At 71.6% G+C, this 16,639-nt stretch carries 16 protein-coding genes; 7 read left to right on the plus strand and 9 right to left on the minus strand.

Annotated elements, in window-relative coordinates:
• Nucleotides 1–99: 99 nt before the first annotated feature.
• The 5 genes from ACIBW9_RS08210 to ACIBW9_RS08230 all read right to left on the minus strand — a co-directional run bounded on the left by ACIBW9_RS08210 (nucleotide 100) and on the right by ACIBW9_RS08230 (nucleotide 4,863).
• A complete protein-coding gene (locus tag ACIBW9_RS08210) occupies nucleotides 100–243 on the minus strand; it encodes a hypothetical protein (protein ID WP_398952500.1) in 144 nt (47 codons plus the stop codon).
• A 122-nt stretch (nucleotides 244–365) separates the two neighbouring features.
• Entirely contained in the window at nucleotides 366–1,991 is a 1,626-nt protein-coding gene (locus tag ACIBW9_RS08215; RefSeq protein WP_398952502.1) for a serine/threonine-protein kinase, read from the minus strand.
• Between the two features lie 106 nt (nucleotides 1,992–2,097).
• The gene (locus ACIBW9_RS08220; RefSeq protein WP_398952504.1) at nucleotides 2,098–3,114 is read right to left on the minus strand and encodes a zinc-binding dehydrogenase; all 1,017 of its coding nucleotides are present in this window, start codon (nucleotides 3,112–3,114) and stop codon (nucleotides 2,098–2,100) included.
• Between the two features lie 11 nt (nucleotides 3,115–3,125).
• Nucleotides 3,126–3,986 (minus strand): fumarylacetoacetate hydrolase family protein, encoded by an 861-nt coding sequence (locus ACIBW9_RS08225; RefSeq protein WP_398952506.1) that lies wholly within the window; start codon nucleotides 3,984–3,986, stop codon nucleotides 3,126–3,128.
• Between the two features lie 52 nt (nucleotides 3,987–4,038).
• Complete coding sequence (locus tag ACIBW9_RS08230) at nucleotides 4,039–4,863, minus strand: IclR family transcriptional regulator (RefSeq protein WP_398952508.1); 825 nt, start codon at nucleotides 4,861–4,863, stop codon at nucleotides 4,039–4,041.
• A gap of 45 nt (nucleotides 4,864–4,908) precedes the next feature.
• Between ACIBW9_RS08230 and ACIBW9_RS08235 the strand changes: the two genes are divergently transcribed.
• Entirely contained in the window at nucleotides 4,909–6,624 is a 1,716-nt protein-coding gene (locus ACIBW9_RS08235; RefSeq protein ID WP_398952510.1) for an IlvD/Edd family dehydratase, read from the plus strand.
• A 43-nt stretch (nucleotides 6,625–6,667) separates the two neighbouring features.
• Here the strand turns inward: ACIBW9_RS08235 and ACIBW9_RS08240 are convergent, their stop codons facing one another.
• Nucleotides 6,668–7,897, minus strand: coding sequence for a trans-sulfuration enzyme family protein (locus ACIBW9_RS08240; protein WP_398952511.1), 1,230 nt, complete (start codon nucleotides 7,895–7,897; stop codon nucleotides 6,668–6,670).
• A 98-nt stretch (nucleotides 7,898–7,995) separates the two neighbouring features.
• Here ACIBW9_RS08240 and ACIBW9_RS08245 point away from each other — a divergent pair, with 98 nt between their 5' ends.
• From ACIBW9_RS08245 to ACIBW9_RS08270, 6 genes are all read left to right on the plus strand, one after another.
• Nucleotides 7,996–8,493, plus strand: coding sequence for an Lrp/AsnC family transcriptional regulator (locus ACIBW9_RS08245; RefSeq protein WP_398952513.1), 498 nt, complete (start codon nucleotides 7,996–7,998; stop codon nucleotides 8,491–8,493).
• Nucleotides 8,494–8,599: 106 nt separating this feature from the next.
• On the plus strand, nucleotides 8,600–9,577 hold the full coding sequence (locus tag ACIBW9_RS08250) for an NADPH:quinone oxidoreductase family protein (RefSeq protein ID WP_398952515.1): 978 nt from the start codon (nucleotides 8,600–8,602) through the stop codon (nucleotides 9,575–9,577).
• Nucleotides 9,574–10,755 carry an acyl-CoA dehydrogenase family protein gene (locus ACIBW9_RS08255; protein WP_398952517.1) on the plus strand — a complete coding sequence of 394 codons (1,182 nt, stop codon included), beginning with the start codon at nucleotides 9,574–9,576 and terminating at the stop codon, nucleotides 10,753–10,755. The genes ACIBW9_RS08250 and ACIBW9_RS08255 overlap by 4 nt, the downstream gene beginning before the upstream one ends.
• Entirely contained in the window at nucleotides 10,752–11,834 is a 1,083-nt protein-coding gene (locus tag ACIBW9_RS08260; RefSeq protein ID WP_398952519.1) for an acyl-CoA dehydrogenase family protein, read from the plus strand. The genes ACIBW9_RS08255 and ACIBW9_RS08260 overlap by 4 nt, the downstream gene beginning before the upstream one ends.
• 181 nt (nucleotides 11,835–12,015) lie before the next feature.
• On the plus strand, nucleotides 12,016–12,876 hold the full coding sequence (locus ACIBW9_RS08265; protein ID WP_398952521.1) for a phosphatidylinositol-specific phospholipase C/glycerophosphodiester phosphodiesterase family protein: 861 nt from the start codon (nucleotides 12,016–12,018) through the stop codon (nucleotides 12,874–12,876).
• Between the two features lie 111 nt (nucleotides 12,877–12,987).
• Nucleotides 12,988–13,182 carry a hypothetical protein gene (locus ACIBW9_RS08270; protein ID WP_351479258.1) on the plus strand — a complete coding sequence of 65 codons (195 nt, stop codon included), beginning with the start codon at nucleotides 12,988–12,990 and terminating at the stop codon, nucleotides 13,180–13,182.
• 29 nt (nucleotides 13,183–13,211) lie between these two features.
• Here ACIBW9_RS08270 and ACIBW9_RS08275 read toward each other — a convergent pair whose 3' ends face one another.
• From ACIBW9_RS08275 to ACIBW9_RS08285, 3 genes are all read right to left on the minus strand, one after another.
• Nucleotides 13,212–14,363 carry a phosphodiester glycosidase family protein gene (locus tag ACIBW9_RS08275; protein WP_398952524.1) on the minus strand — a complete coding sequence of 384 codons (1,152 nt, stop codon included), beginning with the start codon at nucleotides 14,361–14,363 and terminating at the stop codon, nucleotides 13,212–13,214.
• A 192-nt stretch (nucleotides 14,364–14,555) separates the two neighbouring features.
• The gene (locus ACIBW9_RS08280; RefSeq protein ID WP_398952526.1) at nucleotides 14,556–14,915 is read right to left on the minus strand and encodes a DUF779 domain-containing protein; all 360 of its coding nucleotides are present in this window, start codon (nucleotides 14,913–14,915) and stop codon (nucleotides 14,556–14,558) included.
• A 406-nt stretch (nucleotides 14,916–15,321) separates the two neighbouring features.
• Nucleotides 15,322–16,599, minus strand: coding sequence for a YhgE/Pip domain-containing protein (locus ACIBW9_RS08285; protein ID WP_398952528.1), 1,278 nt, complete (start codon nucleotides 16,597–16,599; stop codon nucleotides 15,322–15,324).
• Nucleotides 16,600–16,639: the final 40 nt, after the last annotated feature.

A 16,639-nucleotide genomic window follows, 5' to 3' on the forward strand; every position in this document is an offset into this window, starting at 1 on the left:
ATCGAGCCTGCGCTGTCATGTCTACGCAGTCATGTCTACGCAGTCATAGAGAGGGCGTCAAGGGTTCGGCACGCATCCGCCAGCCTCTGTCCGTCGCCTCTACAGGATGCCGATGTTGGTGAGCGGGATGTTCCAGTCGTTGCTCTCGACGTCGCCACGGCCGTCCCGAGCTGTGGCTGGTACCGCAACAAGCATCAGCCCGGCGAGGGCGACGGCCAGGACGGCGGCGACACGACGCTTCACGGTTCCTCCTCCGCTACGACAGTGCCGCCCACCCTGCTCCGAGCCGGACGCCCCGCCGGCCCGGACACGCCGCGCGGCCCGAGGAATCAGCCGCTCGGTGGCGGCACCGCTCGTGCCGGCCGTCAGCCTCCCGCCGGCTCGGAGGCGGTGAAGCGCTCGAATCCCGCGTGGAAGGCGGTGCCCTGCGGGTCGGTCGCGCTGTAGTGGAAGGCGGCCAGCCCGCAGCCGCGGGCGTCGAAGGCGGCCCCCGTGTACGAGGCCACCGGGGTGCCGTCCACGCCGAGCTCGACTCTGATCCGGCCCGCACCGGCCGGGGAACAGGTCATCGACATGTCGACCTGCTGCCGGCTCGCCACCTTCAGCCCCACATCCGCGAGGTCGACCTCGACGACCCGGTCATGCTGGAAAGCCCCCTTGAACCGGAACTCCCTTACGATCAGGGCCTCCTGGCCCGTCGTCAGATAGGTCGCCCAGCGGGAGCCCTTCCGGTAGTCCCCCGAGCCGTCGCACCACAGCCCGACCCCGCCCTCGCCCCCGTACCACTCCGTCTGGGTGCTCAGCCGTACCGCGAACGACGACGGCTCGAAGGGTGCCTGCGGCCACACCTCCAGCTCGGTCCTGGGGTCCACCAGCATGGTCCCGCCCTGGTGCGTGATCCTCGCCAGGGTGGGGTCCTTGTGCGACCAGTCGCCCGAATCGGTCAGGTCGTCGGTGTACGAGAGGGGGTGGGCGCCCGCGGAGCTGCTCGGCCTCCCCGACGAGGACGGGGAGCCCGAGCCCTGGGCTCCCCCCGAGGAGGTGGTGCTCAGCACGACGGCAAGAAGCACCGCCGCCGCGGCGCTGCCCGCCGCGAACCCCCACAGCCGTAGCTGCCTGGCGCTCGTGCCGAGGCGGGAGCCGCCCTTCGCGGGTCCGGACGGTGGCGGCGGCTGAGGCGTCCCCGACTGCGACTGCATGCCCTCCTCCGCCCCCGCGAGCCGGGTGACGAGCTGGGCCGCGGTGGGCCGCTCCGCCGGGTCCTTGCGCAGACAGTCGGCGACGACCGAACGGACCGGCTCCGGCACCGCCGCGAGATCCGGGTCGCGCTCGCACACCGCGACGAGCACCTCGTAGCCGCTCTCCCCCTCGAAGGGATGCCGCCCGGTGGCGGCGAAGTACAGCGTGCCGCCGAGGGAGAACACATCGGTGGCGCCGCTGACCCGCATCGACCTGACCTGCTCGGGCGACATGTACGCGGGCGAGCCGAGCACACTGCCCGGTGTGGTGAGCGCCGACTCGAGCAGCCCGTCGTCGCGGGCGATACCGAAGTCGATGATCCGCGGTCCGTCCGGGGAGAGCAGGATGTTGGACGGCTTGATGTCCCGGTGCACGACACCCACCCGGTGCACCTGCGCCAGCGCGTGCGCGACGGCCAGCGCCACCGACTGCAGCCGCCCGGAGGACAGCGGGCCGCCCGCGGCCACATGCTGGTGGAGCGTGGGCCCCGGCACGAACTCGCTCACGATGTACGGATGGCGCCCGGACAGGTCGGCATCGAGGACCCGCGCCGTGGCCAGCTCGCCGACCCGGCTCGCCGCACCGAACTCCCGCCGTACGCGGGCGAGCGCGACCTCGTCGTACTCCTTGCCCGGCAGCAGGAACTTCACCACCACCTGCCGCCCGGCCCGGTCCCGGGCGAGCCACACCACCCCCTGCCCGCCCCGGCCCAGCTCACGCTCGCAGACGTAACCGCCCACCGACAGCTGCATCCGTGGATCCATGCCCCCGCCCCCAGCCCCGCCCCCGGTCCATGGCCGTTCTCCAGCGTATCGGCCCACTTGGGCCCTGACAGGGCTCTTGTCCGGGTTTCACGCCTCAGTCCGAGCGGGGATCCACATGGATCTTGGGGCCGGGCCCGGCGCCGTGCGGGCGCTCGCCGGCGAGCACGGGGCCCGCCGTGTCGAGGCCCACGGTGGCGGCGACGAGGGGCCTGGGGTCGACCGATCCGGCGGCGTAGGCGCGGATCGTGGCGTCAAGGCCGGGGGAGGCGGAGAGGATGCCCACCGCGGTGACGTCCTTGAGGGCGAGCGTGCGGGTGTCGATCCTGCTGGGTTCGCCGGCCAGCCCGATGTACACGACCCGGCCGGACGGCTCGACCGACTCCAGTGCCCTTTGCGGCAGATGGGCGGCGTTCGAGGCGTCGACGACCGCGTCGAAGGACAGGTCCGGCAGCGCGTCCTCGGCCCAGACGTGTTCGAAGCCGAGTGCGCGGGCGAAGGCGAGGGAGCTGCCGGTGTTGCCCATGAGATGGACCTCCGCACCGGTCGTACGGAGGAACATCGCGGCCAGCAGTCCGATGGTCCCCGGTCCCAGCACCAGGACTCGGTCCCCGGGGTGCGGCGCTGCGGCCTCGGCGGCCCGCAGGGCATTGCCGCCCGGCTCCACCAGCGCCCCGAGCACGGCGTCGACGGAGTCGGGCAGGGCGTGCAACGAGGAGGCGGGGACGGCGAGTTGCTCGGCCAGGGCGCCGGGCCGGTGCCCGCGTATGCCGACCTCCTGCCGCTTCTCGCACACGTGCTGGTGGCCGCGCAGACAACGGCGGCACGCGCCGCAGCCGAGCATGGTGTCGCCCATGACGCGGCGCCCGAGCCAGCCCGGGTCGACACCGTCGCCGACCGCGGCCACCCGCCCCGCCCACTCATGACCGAGCCGCATCGGGTAGGCGGCGTGGCCCTGGTGGAGGTAGGCCATCGCTCCGGTGAAGAACTCCACGTCGGTGCCGCAGACGCCGACCCGTTCGACGTCGACGACGACTTCGCCGGGGCCCGCCACCGGTGCCGCGACCTCTTGTACGGCGTACTCGCCGGGGCCGGTCAGGACGAAGGCGCGCATGGGGCGACCGGTCACCGGGGCCCGAGGACGTGCTGACGCTGGGTGCCGAGCTGCTGGATGCCTAGCTCCATCACGTCGCCCGGCTGGAGATACACGGGCGGGGTGAGGCCCATGCCGACGCCGGGCGGAGTGCCCGTGTTGATCAGGTCGCCCGGCTCCAGGACGAGGAACTGGCTGAGGTGGTGCACGATGAAGTACGGGTCGAAGATCATCGTCTTGGTGTTGCCGGTCTGCCGGCGCACCCCGTTGACGTCCAGCCACATGTCGAGCGCGAGGACGTCCTCGATCTCGTCGGTGGTGGCCAGCCACGGGCCCGCGGGGTTGAAGGTCTCCGCGGACTTGCCCTTGGCCCACTGCCCGCCCCGCTCCAGCTGGAAGGCGCGCTCGCTGACGTCGTTGACGACCACATAGCCGGCGATGGCCTCGCGCGCCTCGTCCACCGAGTCCAGGTAGCGGGTGCGCCTTCCGATGACGATGCCGAGCTCCACCTCCCAGTCCGTCTTGGTGGACCCGCGCGGGATCCGCACATCGTCGTGGGGGCCGACCAGGGTGTTGGGGGACTTGGTGAACAGGATCGGTTCGTCGGGCACGGCCATACCGCTCTCGGCCGCGTGGTCGCGGTAGTTGAGGCCGATGCACAGGATCTGGTGCGGGCGGGCGACGGGCGCGCCGACGCGCTCCCCGGCGAAGCGGGACACCTGCCCGGCCGCCGCACGCTCCGTCACGACGGGGCGGATGCGGTCCAGGCCGCCCGCGCCGAAGAACGCCTCGTCGAAGTCGGTGACGACGTCCGAGAGGTCCACGTAGGTGTCGTCGTCGATGCGGGCGACGGGCTTTTCGGCGCCGGCGGCACCGATGCGCATGAGGTACACGAGCTCAGTCTCCAGGGGGGTCGGCGGGGTGGGCGGGCGGCCCGGCGGGGCTTCAGAGGTGGGGCTCGCCGAGGGGACCGAGCAGGGCACGGATCTCGTCGGCCGCCTCCACCAGGGTGCTCAGCGGTGTCCGGTAGGTCAGCGCACTGACGCTGACGGCTCCGGACGGCGTCCTCGGCGAGGTCGCGTACACGGGCAGGGCGAGGCAGTTGACGCCCGGCTCGTTCTCCTGGTCGTCGAGGGAGTAGCCCCGCTCACGTATCGTCTGCAGCTCGCGGTGCAGGGTGCCGGCGGTGCACAACGTCCGCGGGGTGCGGCGCGCCAGGGCAGCGCCGCCGATCCAAGCCTCGACCTCCGCCAGGGTCTCCAACTGGCCTGCCAGCAGCAGCTTTCCGACCCCCGTGGCGTGCGCGGGGTTGCGGCCGCCCACCATCGAGGTGAGCCGGACGGCACCACTGGGCGGATCCACCTTGGCGCGGTAGACGACCTCACGGCCGTCGAGGACCGCGTAGTGCGCGGTCTCCCCGAACCGCTGCGCCAGCGTCTCGAGGACCGGGCGGACGCGGACATGGTCGGGCCGGGCCTCGTGGTGGGCGAAGGCCATCCGCAGGAACTCGTCCCCGAGCGCGTAGTGGCCGCGGGCGTCCTGCCCGGCGAACCCCGCCCGGCGCAGGGCCGCGAGCGCCCGGTGCACGGTCGGCTTGGGACTGCCGATCACCCGGGTCAACTCCTCGAGTCCCACGCCCTCGGGATACCGGGCAAGCTCCTTGAGGACGGCGAGCACCCGGTCCGATCCCACGAGCCGGCCACCGTCGGCGCCGGTCGAGCCGTCCGTGCCGGGGTCTGTCGCACCCTCGTACGTCTGCGTACGCTTCATGATGTTCCGGACTCTAGAGCGCCGTACCGACTAGTGGAAGAGGCCATGGTGACGCTCCGCAGCGCGCAGTGGTACGAGGGCCAGGACCGCAACGCCTATATCCACCGGGCCTGGATGCGGCGGGGCGCCCCGGACGACGCCTTCACGGGCCGCCCGCAGATCGCCATCGCCAACACCGCATCCGATCTGACCCCCTGCAACGCCCACCTGAACGAGGTCGCGGCGTCCGTGCGCAACGGCGTGTACGAGGCGGGCGGGATCCCCCTGGACCTGCCCGTGGTGTCGCTCGGCGAGACGAACGTCCGTCCCACGGCCATGCTGTGGCGCAACATGGCCGCGATGGCCACCGAGGAGATGCTGCGGGCCAACCCCGTCGACGGCGTCGTCCTGCTCGGCGGCTGCGACAAGACGATCCCTTCGCTGCTGATGGCCGCCGCCTCGGTGGACCTGCCCGCCGTCGTCGTACCCGGCGGACCCATGCTCACCGGCACCTTCCGCGGCACGCCCCTGGGCTGCGGCACCGATGTGTGGCGGCTGTCCGAGGAGGTCCGCGGCGGCACCCTCTCCCAGGAGGAGTTCACCCGCTCCGAGTCCTCGATGATCCGCAGCCGCGGCCACTGCAACACCATGGGCACGGCCTCGACGATGGCGCTGGTGGCCGAGGCCCTGGGCACGGTCGTGCCGGGTACGGCCGGAACTCCCGCCCCCGACAGCCGGCTTCTGAAGGCCGCGCACCGCACCGGCCGGCTGGCGGTGGACATGGTGGGCGACGACCGGAGGCCCGGAACCTTCCTCACCAAGGCCTCCTTCCACAACGCGATCGTCGCGCTCGCCGCCGTCGGCGGCTCCACCAACGCGGTCGTCCACCTCCTCGCCGTCGCGGGCCGCCTCGGCGTCGACCTGTCCCTCGACGACTTCGACCGCATCGGCTCCCGCGTGCCGGTCCTGGTCGACCTCCAGCCGGCCGGCCGTTTCCTCATGGAGGACCTCCACCGCGCCGGCGGCCTCCTCGCGGTCCTGCGCGAGGTCCGCGACCTGCTCGACCCCGAGGCCCTGACCGTCACGGGCAGCCCCTTGGTCGACTTCCTCGACGACGCCCCGATCTGGGACACGGAGGTCATCCGCCCGCGCGCCGAACCGCTCGTCGCCGAGGGCGGAATCGCCGTCCTGCGCGGCAACCTCGCCCCCGACGGCGCCCTCGTCAAACCGGCCGCCGCCTCCCCGCACCTGCTGCGCCACCGCGGCCGGGCGGTCGTCTTCGACTCGATCGAGGACTTCCACGCCCGGATCGACGACCCGGACCTCGACGTCGACGCCGACAGCGTGCTGGTCCTGCGCGGATGCGGCCCCAAGGGCTACCCCGGCATGCCCGAGGTCTCCAACATGCCGCTCCCGAAGAAGCTCCTCGAACAGGGCGTCCGCGACATGGTCCGCGTCTGCGACGGCCGCATGAGCGGCACGGCGTACGGCACCGTCGTCCTGCACGTCGCCCCGGAAGCCGCGGCCGGCGGCCCCCTCGCGCTGGTGCGCACCGGGGACGTCATCTCCCTCGACGTCGAAGCCCGCCGCATCGACGTCGAGGTACCCGCTGACGAACTCGCCCGCCGAACCCCCGACAAGGAGACCCTCACGGGCTTCGCCAACCCCCGCCGCGGCTGGGAACGCCTCTACGTCGACCACGTCCTGCAAGCCGACACGGGCGCCGACCTGGACTTCCTCGTCGGCTCCAGCGGCTCGGAGGTGAGCCGCGAGTCGCACTGAGCGACACGCCCCTTCTCGGCCGCCCTGCCGTCCCACCTCCAGGTCACGCCGTGTCGGCCGTCCATGCGTGGGACATGCCCGCCGCCACGGGAATCGGCCGGGGCGTGGTGAGAGCCCGGTCGAGGTCGGCCATCAGGTCATCCGGGTCCTCAAGGCCGATGGAGAGCCTGACGAGGCCGGCGGCCGGGCGGGCCTGAGGGGCGACGGGCCGGTGTGTCAGGGAGGCCGGGTGCTGGATCAGTGAGTCGACGCCGCCCAGGGACACCGCGTGGGTGAAGAGGCTGACCGTCGAGGTGGCGTGCGCGGCCTGTTCGTAGCCGCCGCGGAGGTCGACGGAGATCATCGCGCCCGTGCCCTTCAGCTGTCGGCCGAGCAGCCCCTGCGGGTCTCCGTCGAGCCCGGGGTAGTGGACGCGGTCGACGCTCGGGTGGGTCGTCAGCCATGCGGCGATGCGCTGGGCGTTCGCCTGCTGGGCCCGTACCCGAACCGGGAGCGTGGCCAGCCCCCGGTGCAGGAGATACGCGCCCAGGGGGTGCAGCAGACCGCCGGTGACCGCGCGGACCCGGCGCAGCGCGGCTGCCTGCTCCTCGCCGCAGGCGATGACACCGGCGATCACGTCACCGTGCCCGCCCAGGTACTTGGTCGCGCTGTGCAGCACCATCGCGGCACCGAGGTCGACGGGATTCTGCAGGACCGGCGTCGCGAACGTGTTGTCGACGAGGACCGGAACGCCCTGGGCGGCCTCGACCACGGCACGGATGTCGGCCAGTTCGAGGGTCGGATTGGCGGGCGTCTCCAGCACGATCAGCGCCGTGTCGGGACGGATGGCGGCCGCGACGTCCGGCGCCGGGCAGTAACTCACCTCCGTGCCGAGGAGGCCCGAGGCCAGCAGATGGTCCGTCCCGCCGTAGAGGGGACGTACGGCCAGGACATGGCGGCGGCCGGTCTCCTGCACGGTCGCCAGGATCGCCGCGGTCATCGCCGCCATGCCCGAGGAGAACGCCACGGCGGCCCGGGCGTGCTCCAGCTGGGCCAGCGCCGACTCGAACCGCGCCACGGTCGGGTTCCAGAGCCGCGCATAGACGGCTCCGCCGTCCGCGTTCGGCGTGCCTCCGCCCGCCATGGCCTCGTACGACAGTCCGCCGGCCTCGATGTCCGGCAGCGGGTTGGTCGACGACAGGTCGATGGGCAGCGCGTGAACGCCGAGTTCTGTCAGGTCCTCACGGCCGGCGTGGACGGCCAGGGAGTCGGGTTGCAGATACGACGAGGTCATGCCCAGAGAGTGAGGCGATCCACAACTCATCGCAAGAGTCATTGTGGGAGCCATTGCTCGTGGCCGATATTGGTGCAGATTCGGCAAGAGGAGGGCCCATGGCAGGCCAGCAACTGAAGAAAACACAACCCGCCGCCGCGGGGCTCGACGGCACCGATCTGGCCATCCTGGTCGCGCTCGTGGAGGACGGCCGGATGACCAACGCGGCGCTCGCGGCCCGGGTGGGCGTGGCGGAGTCGACCTGCGCCTACCGGGTCCGTGCGCTGCGGGAGTCCGGTGTCATCACGAGCATCAACGCCCGGCTCGACCTCGGCGCACTCGGCCACCCCATCCACGCCATCATCAAGGTCCGCCTCGGCAGCCACAGCCGCGAACACGTCCGCACCCTCTACGACCGGCTGGTCAAGGTGCCGGGAGCCCTGACGGTGTGGCACGTCGGCGGGGACGACGACTTCCTTCTGCATGTGGCCGTGGCCAGTCCGGAAGAGCTGCGGGACCTGATCCTGGAGCACGTGACCGTCCATCCGATGGTGCGGCAGACGGAGACCCAGCTGGTCTTCGAGGTCCGTGACGGTCGCGGCGTGCTGCCCGAGTGAACCGGCCGCCGGGAGTCTTGTCCGTGGAAGTGTTTCCTCATGGGCAAGCGACCGCTTAGTATGCGATGGACCCCGGTCAGACAGAGCAGTCCCCTGGAGGCACCGCATGCAGGCATGGCAAGTGCACGAGAACGGCGAGCCGAGCGAGGTGATGCGGCTCGAGGAGGTGGAGCGGCCCACGCCCGGTGACGGCCAGGTGCTGCTGAAGGTGTGTGCCGCGAACATCAACTTCCCGGACGTCCTGATGTGCCGGGGCCACTACCAGGTGCGCCCGCCGCTGCCGTTCACGCCGGGCGTGGAGATCTGCGGGGAGACCGAGGACGGCCGGCGGGTCATCGCCAACCCCGCCCTGCCGCACGGCGGTTTCGCCGAGTACGCCCTAGCGGACGCCGCCACCCTCCTGCCCGCGCCCGACTCGCTCGACGACGCCGAGGCGGCCGCCCTGCACATCGGCTATCAGACCGGCTGGTTCGGTCTGCACCGTCGGGCTCACCTGGAAGCAGGCGAGACGCTGCTCGTCCACGCTGCCGCAGGAGGGGTCGGCAGCGCGGCCGTGCAGCTCGGCAAGGCGGCCGGGGCGCGGGTCATCGGGGTCGTCGGCGGCGCCGACAAGGTGGCCGCGGCCAGGGAGTCGGGCTGCGACGTCGTCATCGACCGCAAGAGCGAGGACGTCATCGCCGCCGTCAAGGAGGCCACGGGCGGCCGCGGCGCCGACGTCATCTACGACCCCGTCGGCGGCGAGGCCTACACCCAGTCCACGAAGGTCGTCGCCTTCGAGGGCCGGATCGTGGTCGTCGGCTTCGCCAGCGGCGTCATCCCCAGCCCGGGCCTCAACCACGCCCTGGTGAAGAACTACTCGATCCTCGGACTGCACTGGGGCCTGTACGGCACCAAGAACCCGAAGCTGATCGCGCACTGCCACGAGCAGCTCACCGAGCTGGCCGCCCGGGGCGCCATCAAGCCGCTGGTCAGCGAGCGCGTCCCGCTGGCCGGGGCTGCGGCCGCCGTGCAGCGCGTCGCCGACGGCGTGACCACCGGCCGGGTGGCCGTCCTGCCGTCCCTGGAGAACGGAGCCGCCGCATGACCGACGCAGCCGAACTGCGCAGCCGCACACAGGAGTTGCTGGCCGCCCATCCGCCGGCGACCACCGACCGCCTGGACTTCCTCAAGGCCCGCTTCGACGCGGGTCTGGCCTGGGTGCACTACCCGCAGGGCCTCGGCGGACTGGGCGTGCCCCGCTCCCTGCAGGCCGTCGTGGACGCCGAGCTGGAGGCCGCCGGCGCGCCCGACAACGACGCCCGCCGCAACGGCATCGGGCTCGGCATGGCCGCCCCGACGATCCTCAAGTACGGCACCGAGGAGCAGAAGCAGCGCTATCTGCGGCCGCTGTGGATCGGCGAGGAGGTGTGGTGCCAGCTGTTCAGCGAGCCCGGCGCCGGCTCCGACCTCGCAGCCCTCGGCACCCGGGCCGTACGGGAGGGCGACGAGTGGGTGGTCAACGGGCAGAAGGTGTGGACGTCCGGCGCGCACAACGCCCGCTGGGCCATCCTCATCGCCCGCACCGACCCGAACGTGCCCAAGCACGCGGGCATCACGTACTTCCTCTGCGACATGACCGACCGCGGCGTCGACGTGCGTCCGCTGCGGCAGATCACCGGTGAGGCCGAGTTCAACGAGGTGTTCCTCACCGACGTCCGCATCCCCGACTCCCGCCGCCTCGGCGAGATCGGCGACGGCTGGCGGGTCGCGCAGACCACCCTGAACAACGAGCGCGTCGCGATCGGCGGCATGCGGCTGCCCCGCGAGGGCGGCATGATCGCCCCGGTCGCCAGGACCTGGCGCGAACGCCCCGAGCTGCGCACCCACGACCTGCACCAGCGGCTGCTGAAGCTGTGGGTGGAGTCCGAGGTCGCCCGGCTCACCGCCGAACGCCTGCGTCAGCAGCTCGTCGCCGGTCAGCCCGGCCCCGAGGGCGCCGGCATGAAGCTCGCCTTCGCCCGCCTCAACCAGGAGATCAGCGGTCTGGAGGTCGAACTCCTCGGTGAGGAAGGCCTGTTGTACGACGACTGGACCATGCGCCGCCCCGAACTGGTGGACTTCACCGGCCGCGAGGCCGGCTACCGCTACCTCCGCGCCAAGGGCAACAGCATCGAGGGCGGGACCAGCGAGGTCCTGCTGAACATCGTCGCCGAACGCGTCCTGGGCCTCCCGTCCGAGCCGCGCACCGACAAGGACGTCGCATGGAAGGACCTCGCCCGATGAGCGCACAGCCCGATCTTCTCTACTCGGAGGAGGAAGAGGCCCTCCGGTCGGCCGTACGGGACCTCCTCGCCGACCACTGCGACGCCCCCGGCGTCATCGCACGCACCGAGTCCGACGCCCCGCACGACCTCGCCGCCTGGAAGGCCCTCGCCGACGGCATGGGCCTGGCGGGCCTTCTGGTGCCCGAGGCGCAGGGCGGCCAGGGCGCCACGCACCGCGAAGTCGCCGTCGTACTGGAGGAGCTGGGGCGCGCGGTCGCTCCCGTGCCCTACCTCTCCAGCGCCGTCGTCGCCACCGAGGCCCTGCTGGAGTGCGGGGACGAGGAGTTGCTCGAGCGGCTGGCCTCCGGGCGGGCCATCGGCGCGCTCGCGGTCGCCCTGCACCGCGCCCCCGGCACCGCCTTTCCCGCCGTACGACTGGAGAACGGCACCCTGCACGGGGAGCTGACCGGCATCGCGGACGCGGCTGCCGCGGACGTGCTGCTCGTACCGGCCGAGGACGGCGGGCTGTACGCGGTGGACGCCTCCGAGGCCACCGTCACCCCGCAGGTGTCCTTCGACCTCACCCGGCCGCTCGCGACCGTCACCCTGAACGGGGCGCGGGCGCGCAGGCTCGGTGACGCCGAACCCGCCGTACGCCGTGCCCTGCGGTCCGCGGCCGGGCTGCTCGCCTCCGAGCAGTTCGGGCTCGCCGACTGGGCGTTGACGGAGACCGTGCGCTATCTGAAGGAGCGCAAGCAGTTCAACCGGCCCGTCGGCGGCTTCCAGGCGCTCAAGCACCGCCTCGCCCAGTTGTGGCTGGAGGTCGTCAACCTCCGCGCCGCCGCCCGCAACGCGGCAGACGCGCTCGCCACCGGAGAGGATGTCGAGGTGGCGGTGGCCGTGGCGCAGGCCTACGCGGCGCCTGTTGCGGTGCACGCCGCCGAGGAGGCGCTCCAGTTGCACGCCGGCATCGGCATGACCTGGGAGCACCCGATCCATCTGAACCTCAAGCGGGCCAAGGCCGACTCGATCGCCTACGGCACGGCCGGCGCCCACCGGTCCGCCGTGGCCGAACTCGTCGACCTCCAGGCACCCTGACGCCCCCTGACCGTCACCCGGTGAAGCCCGCCCCACCTGGGGCGGGCTTCACCATGCCGCCGTGCGGAAGGAGTGAACGGACAACGGCAGTCCGGCCAACTCCTGGCCTGTGCAGGTCCATTGAGGCCGTTTCCGCCCGATACTCCCTGTGGTTCCGACCCGCCCCACAGGGAGGCAGAACATGGCCCTCGTCACCCGCCGCAGCGCCCTCACCGCGTTCGGCGCCACGCTCGCGGCAGCGCTCGCCCCGCCCGCCGGCAGCGCGTTCGCCGGTGATCACAAGCACCGCCCCCCGTTGTGGAACGCTCACGCCCACAACGACTACGAGCATCCGCGCCCCCTCTTCGACGCCCTCGACCACCGCTTCGGCAGCGTCGAGGCCGACATCTTCCTCGTCGGCGACCAACTTCTCATCGGCCACACCCCGGACGACCTCGACCCGAAGCGAACCCTCGAATCCCTCTACCTCGACCCGCTGGCCGCGATCGTGAAGGCCAACCACGGTTCCGTGTACCGGGGCTACCGCAGGCCGCTCCAGCTGCTCATCGACATCAAGACCGAGGGCTCGTCGACGTACCTCGAACTCGACCGCCATCTCCGGCGCTACCAGCACCTGTTCACGACGTACGCCCACGGCCGTGTGCACCCCGGCGCGGTCACCAACGTGATCTCCGGCGACCGTGCCGCCCGTGTCCCCATGGAGGCCCAGACCGTACGGCGGGCCTTCTACGACGGCCGGCTCACCGACCTCGGCACCCCGTCGCCCGCCTCCTTCATCCCGCTGATCAGCGACAACTGGCAGCTCAACTTCACCTGGCTCGGAGAGGGCACGTTCCCCGACGCCGAGCGGCAGAAGCTGCGCGGCATCATCGGCCAGGCGCACGCGCGCGGGCAGAAGGTGCGCTTCTGGAACACCCCCGACCTGGCCGGTCCCGCCCGCGACGCCCTGTGGGCGGAACTGCTCGCCGCCGGTGTCGACTACTTCAACACCGACGACCTCGCCGGGCTCGAGGCGTTCCTGGACACCCACCGGGTGGCGTAGACACCACACGTTCGGCGGACAGGTCAGCCGCACGGACGAACCCTCCGCTACGCCACACTTGCGGCCGAACGCCGCGAACCGGAAGTGGCGGCGCAGCGGAGGAGTTTGACAATGGCGATTTCCATTTCAGTGGTGGTGCTGCTGCTGGTCCTGGCGGTGATCTTCACCCGCAACGGCGGACTGAAGATCTCCCACGCCCTGGTGTGCACGCTGCTGGGCTTCTACCTGGCCGGCACGAACATCGCGCCCACCATTCACAGCGGCGTGTCGGCGACGGCGGGCATCGTCAGCAGCCTCCGGCCCTGAGGTTCACGGGCGGAGGCCGCTGACGCCGTTCATGACGTGGAGAACACCCCGATGCCGTTCGGGACCGGACGTTCCGCGTCGCCGGACGGGTGATTGCGTACGGAGACGGTGGACTCCCCGGGCGCGCGGGCGACCAGCGTCGTCGATCCGCCGCCGTCCAGACTGAAGGCGTCGGTCGAGCCCAACGCCCGCATGGTATCGGCCACTTCGGCGATCGTCAGGCCCTTGCGGTAGGCGCGCGCACCGTCCAGGGCGAACAGCAGCAGCCGCTTCCCGCCGCCCGTGATGCCGACGGCCGTACGCACGGCCCCGGTCGCGTCGTCCAGGCCCGCCAGGGGCTGGCCGCCCTTCAGGACGGGGTAGCCGCCGAGCGCGAAACTGTACGCCTTGCGGGTGGTGGTGGAGACCAGCCGGTGCGTCACCGTCACCGGCTCACCCTTGAAGAACTTCCGCAGCCGCTGCGCGCCCGCCTCCCGGCCCACGAGCACCGTGGTCCCCGTGGCGATGGCGCCCTTGCCGGGAGTGCCGGAGGTGGCGACGACCCGGCCCCTGCGGACCGTCACCTCGTAGGTGTCCGTGCTGCAGGCGGCCGCCCGGTCGGTGTCCGTGCCGCAGGTGGCGCGGACCCGGGAGACGCCACCCCAGTCGGAGGTGAAGGCGCCGACCGAATTCTCCGGCAGCGCGAACTGGTTGAACCCGCCCAGCCGCAGCCGTCCCGCCGGGGTGCGGACCGACCCGGTGAGGGTCAGACGGTCCAGCCGGGCCCTGCGGTCCACGCCCACGCCGAAAACGTCCCGGGTGGTGGTCCCGGGCGGCAGGGCCGGCCCGAAACGCTGGCCGTCCGGCACCGACGCCTTGAGCACATGCCCGTTCGCGATCGCCGGACCGTCGGTCGAGCCCGTCACCTCGACACCCGGGTGCTGGGACTCGGAGATGTTGAAGAAGTCGCCGTTGATGCCTGCGACGGCTCCCTGCGCGTCGGCCATCCTGGAGACGGCGGCCCGTGCGGCCACGGCTCCCGGATACAGCAGGCCGAGGCGTACGTGCTTGTTGCGCAGGTCCACGGTGAGCAGATGCGCGTGGGCCACACCCTTGGCTCCCTGGACGTCGAACTGCTTGTAGGTGACTCCCGGCGCGAGTGCGGTGCCGCTCTCCACGGCACTGGCCGGTGCCGCCCCCACCAGGGCCGCACCGGCCAGCGCGCCGAATGCCGTGAGAAACGCCAGTGCCGATCTGACCGACGTCCGAACCGTTGCCTCGGATCTGCCTGCTGCGAAACGCTTCTGATGACGCGTCACAGTTCCCCCTGAGGGATCGTCAACTGTCTCAGGTCTCAGGGGCAGTGCATCAGATCGTGGTGGTCCGCGGGACGGCTATGCGCCGACTACGCGAGAACGGGTGAGAAAACGCACCCCCTCGGGTGCTTCCAGCGAGAAACCGCTGCCGCGGCCTGCTACGACGTCCACGATCAGCCGGGTGTGGCTCCAGACCTCGTACTGGCTGCGCGACATCCAGAACGTCACCGGCTCCGGCACCCCGTCGACCCGCAGCTCAGCGAGCAGCACGTCCGAGCCGCCGGTGCGGAACTCACCCTCCGGGTAGCACATGGGCGCGCTGCCGTCGCAGCAGCCGCCCGACTGATGGAACATCAACGGGCCGTGTGTGGCCCGCAGCCGGCGCAGCAGGTCGGCGGCGGCGGGGGTGAGCTCGACGCGCGGGGTCTCCTCATGCATGGGGCCAGGGCAGCACGGCGGAGGTTGCGAGAGGGTTGCACGCGCCCTCACCCCTCACCCGGGGCGGCAAGCCGGCACGAACACACTGAGCCGGTAGGTGGTCGGATGCCTCAGCCGTCCGCAGAACATGTCCACGCGTACCGTCGACCCGTCGATCGGCCGGTCCTGCGCCTCAAGATGCCGGAGATGCGACCGCAACTCGGACTCGTCCTGCGTCTCGAAGACGGGCTTCCAGTGGCCGGCCTCGGGAACGAGCTGTTCAGCGGCGCGCCGCCGCTCTTCCTGTTGTCGGCGTTTTCGCTTCCGCTGCCCTGGCATCGGACCAGCATGGTCGGCGCACCCCACCGCGGCAAGACGATTACGGCGGCCCGGGACAGACTGAGATGCCACCAACACCTCGCCGGTGTCAGGTACGGGCAGGGACCGGCTGAGGCGTCAGCCGTTGGAGGCCCCTGCGGTCGTAGTAGCGCGTCATCGCGAAGCCGAAGAGCAGGCCCACGGCCGCGCCGATCGCGATCATGATCCAGGAGCGGGTCAGGCCGGCGTCCCCGCGGGCCTCGAAGTACAGGATGGCGCGGACGCCGTCGCTGAGCTGGCGCATGGGCTCGAAGTGGGACAAGAAGCGGTAGAAGCCGGGGACGGCCTGGAGGGGGACGGTGGCGCCCGAGGACGGCAGGCCCAGGACGATGAACACGAACATGGACACCAGTTGGCCGATGCCGCCGAAGGCCGCGTTGATGGCCTGCACGCCCAGGCCGACCGCGAGGGAGGCGCAGTAGGAGTAGATCCACAGCAGCGGGATGTGGGTGGCGTCCATGCCCAGGAGGCTGATGGTGGCGAGCATGACCAGGGAGACGCTGATGACGGTGATGCCCGCGGTCATCGCCATCTTCAGCAGCAGCGTCTGGGTGCGGTTGATCGGGACGGTGGGGCGGCGGGTGTGCCAGGGGCCGATCTCGTTGTCGGCGTAGCCGAGGGCGGTGTCCACGGCGTTGCTGATGACGTTGCCGCCGAGGAAGCCGGCCAGCACGAGCAGCAGCGTGTAGTAGAAGGCGCTCAGCCCGAGCCCGCTGTGGCTGCCGATCGGGTGGCCGACCTGGGTGACGACGTTCACCGGGTCGGCCAGCAGCAGCCTGGTCGTGGAGTTCGCCCGCGTTCCCACGGCCGCGGTCAGTTGTCTGCCGATGGTCTGCGAGGCCTGGTGCGCCGCCGCCGTGGTGATCTGACTGGCGAGGGACGAACCCAGGCTGCCCTTGCCGGGGTTGGTGAGCACCGTCATCGTCGGCCGGGCGGTGGCACCGGGCGTGGTCAGGGCGGTGACGGTCGCGGTGAAGTCGGAGGGGATGACCAGGGCGCCGTAGACCTTGCCGGAGTCGAGGTCGTCCTTGGCCTGGGCGAGGCTCCGCGTCCGCCACTTGGCCTTGTCGTTCGACGTGTCGGCGGTGATGGCCGCGGCGATCTGCGTGCCCGCGTTCTGCCGCTGCCCGGCCGGCGGTTTGCCGGTGTCGGCGTTGACCAGGGCGATGGGCAGATGGTGCAGATCGCGCTGCGGGTTGACGATGCCGCCCATGTAGAGCAAGGCCAGCAGGAAGGCGAGCAGTCCGGTCAGGACGGTCGGCATGAGCCACAGCTTGGGGCGGCCCAGCAGTGTGACGGCACGGGCCCGGGGGCTGGCGTCGGCCATGGTTCTCCGTAGGTTGTGGGGACGGGGCGTCCACCTCACG

The sequence above is a fragment of the Streptomyces sp. NPDC049541 genome, from assembly GCF_044465725.1.
GTDB lineage: Bacteria > Actinomycetota > Actinomycetes > Streptomycetales > Streptomycetaceae > Streptomyces.